The sequence below is a fragment of the Streptomyces sp. NPDC048521 genome (genome assembly GCF_043199855.1).
Taxonomy (GTDB): Bacteria; Actinomycetota; Actinomycetes; order Streptomycetales; family Streptomycetaceae; genus Streptomyces.
Map to the genome: position 1 here is coordinate 1 of NZ_JBICWR010000044.1, position 3,075 is coordinate 3,075.

The 3,075-nt window shown below is 56.9% G+C and carries 1 rRNA gene; it reads right to left on the bottom strand.

From position 1 onward, the window contains the following. Positions 1–3,059 (bottom strand): 23S ribosomal RNA (locus ACGFRF_RS41505); the annotation flags it as partial. Positions 3,060–3,075: the final 16 nt, after the last annotated feature.

Sequence of the window (3,075 nt, forward strand, 5' to 3'; positions counted from 1 at the left end):
GGCCTATCAACCCAGTCGTCTACTGGGAGCCTTACCCCATCAAGTGGGTGGGAGTCCTCATCTCGAAGCAGGCTTCCCGCTTAGATGCTTTCAGCGGTTATCCCTCCCGAACGTAGCCAACCAGCCATGCCCTTGGCAGAACAACTGGCACACCAGAGGTTCGTCCGTCCCGGTCCTCTCGTACTAGGGACAGCCCTTCTCAAGACTCCTACGCGCACAGCGGATAGGGACCGAACTGTCTCACGACGTTCTAAACCCAGCTCGCGTACCGCTTTAATGGGCGAACAGCCCAACCCTTGGGACCGACTCCAGCCCCAGGATGCGACGAGCCGACATCGAGGTGCCAAACCATCCCGTCGATATGGACTCTTGGGGAAGATCAGCCTGTTATCCCCGGGGTACCTTTTATCCGTTGAGCGACGGCGCTTCCACAAGCCACCGCCGGATCACTAGTCCCGACTTTCGTCCCTGCTCGACCCGTCGGTCTCACAGTCAAGCTCCCTTGTGCACTTACACTCAACACCTGATTGCCAACCAGGCTGAGGGAACCTTTGGGCGCCTCCGTTACCCTTTAGGAGGCAACCGCCCCAGTTAAACTACCCATCAGACACTGTCCCTGATCCGGATCACGGACCCAGGTTAGACATCCAGCACGACCAGACTGGTATTTCAACGACGACTCCACAACCACTGGCGTGGCCGCTTCAAAGTCTCCCAGCTATCCTACACAAGCCGAACCGAACACCAATATCAAACTGTAGTAAAGGTCCCGGGGTCTTTCCGTCCTGCTGCGCGAAACGAGCATCTTTACTCGTAGTGCAATTTCACCGGGCCTATGGTTGAGACAGTCGAGAAGTCGTTACGCCATTCGTGCAGGTCGGAACTTACCCGACAAGGAATTTCGCTACCTTAGGATGGTTATAGTTACCACCGCCGTTTACTGGCGCTTAAGTTCTCAGCTTCGCCCTGACGAATCAGAGCTAACCGGTCCCCTTAACGTTCCAGCACCGGGCAGGCGTCAGTCCGTATACATCGCCTTACGGCTTCGCACGGACCTGTGTTTTTAGTAAACAGTCGCTTCTCGCTGGTCTCTGCGGCCACCCCCAGCTCACCGAGTAAATCGGATCACCAAGCGTGGCCCCCCTTCTCCCGAAGTTACGGGGGCATTTTGCCGAGTTCCTTAACCATAGTTCACCCGAACGCCTCGGTATTCTCTACCTGACCACCTGAGTCGGTTTAGGGTACGGGCCGCCATGAAACTCGCTAGAGGCTTTTCTCGACAGCATAGGATCATCCACTTCGCCACAATCGGCTCGGCATCAGGTCTCAGACACAAGGTGCGCGGATTTACCTACACACCGTCCTACACCCTTACCCCGGGACAACCACCGCCCGGGATGGACTACCTTCCTGCGTCACCCCATCACTCACCTACTAACCGCTTGGTCCGGCGGCTCCACCACTTTCCTTTCCCCGAAGGGTCCGGAACGGCTTCACGGCCTTAGCATCACGATGCTCGATGTTTGACGCTTCACAGCGGGTACCGGAATATCAACCGGTTATCCATCGACTACGCCTGTCGGCCTCGCCTTAGGTCCCGACTTACCCTGGGCAGATCAGCTTGACCCAGGAACCCTTAGTCAATCGGCGCAAACGTTTCTCACGTTTGTATCGCTACTCATGCCTGCATTCTCACTCGTCAACCGTCCACAACTACCTTCCGGTGCTGCTTCACCCGGCAGACGACGCTCCCCTACCCATCACAACACCCGTTAGGGCTATATGCTGCAATGACACGACTTCGGCGGTACGCTTGAGCCCCGCTACATTGTCGGCGCGGAATCACTAGACCAGTGAGCTATTACGCACTCTTTCAAGGGTGGCTGCTTCTAAGCCAACCTCCTGGTTGTCTCTGCGACTCCACATCCTTTCCCACTTAGCGTACGCTTAGGGGCCTTAGTCGATGCTCTGGGCTGTTTCCCTCTCGACCATGGAGCTTATCCCCCACAGTCTCACTGCCGCGCTCTCACTTACCGGCATTCGGAGTTTGGCTAAGGTCAGTAACCCGGTAGGGCCCATCGCCTATCCAGTGCTCTACCTCCGGCAAGAAACACACGACGCTGCACCTAAATGCATTTCGGGGAGAACCAGCTATCACGGAGTTTGATTGGCCTTTCACCCCTAACCACAGGTCATCCCCCAGGTTTTCAACCCTGGTGGGTTCGGTCCTCCACGAAGTCTTACCTCCGCTTCAACCTGCCCATGGCTAGATCACTCCGCTTCGGGTCTTGAGCGTGCTACTAAAACGCCCTATTCGGACTCGCTTTCGCTACGGCTTCCCCACCCGGGTTAACCTCGCAACACACCGCAAACTCGCAGGCTCATTCTTCAAAAGGCACGCAGTCACGAGAACAAGGCAAGCCTTGCTCCGACGCTCCCACGGCTTGTAGGCACACGGTTTCAGGTACTATTTCACTCCCCTCCCGGGGTACTTTTCACCATTCCCTCACGGTACTATCCGCTATCGGTCACCAGGGAATATTTAGGCTTAGCGGGTGGTCCCGCCAGATTCACACGGGATTTCTCGGGCCCCGTGCTACTTGGGTGTCTCTCAAACGAGCCGCTGACGTTTCGACTACGGGGGTCTTACCCTCTACGCCGGACCTTTCGCATGTCCTTCGCCTACATCAACGGTTTCTGACTCGTCCTGTCGCCGGCAGACGACAGAAGAGAGATCCCACAACCCCGCATGCGCAACCCCTGCCGGGTCTCACACGCATACGGTTTGGCCTCATCCGGTTTCGCTCGCCACTACTCCCGGAATCACGGTTGTTTTCTCTTCCTGAGGGTACTGAGATGTTTCACTTCCCCTCGTTCCCTCCACACTGCCTATGTGTTCAGCAGTGGGTGACAGCCCATGACGACTGCCGGGTTTCCCCATTCGGAAACCCCCGGATCAAAGCCTGGTTGACGACTCCCCGGGGACTATCGCGGCCTCCCACGTCCTTCATCGGTTCCTGGTGCCAAGGCATCCACCGTGCGCCCTTAAAAACTTGGCCACAGATGCTCGCGTCC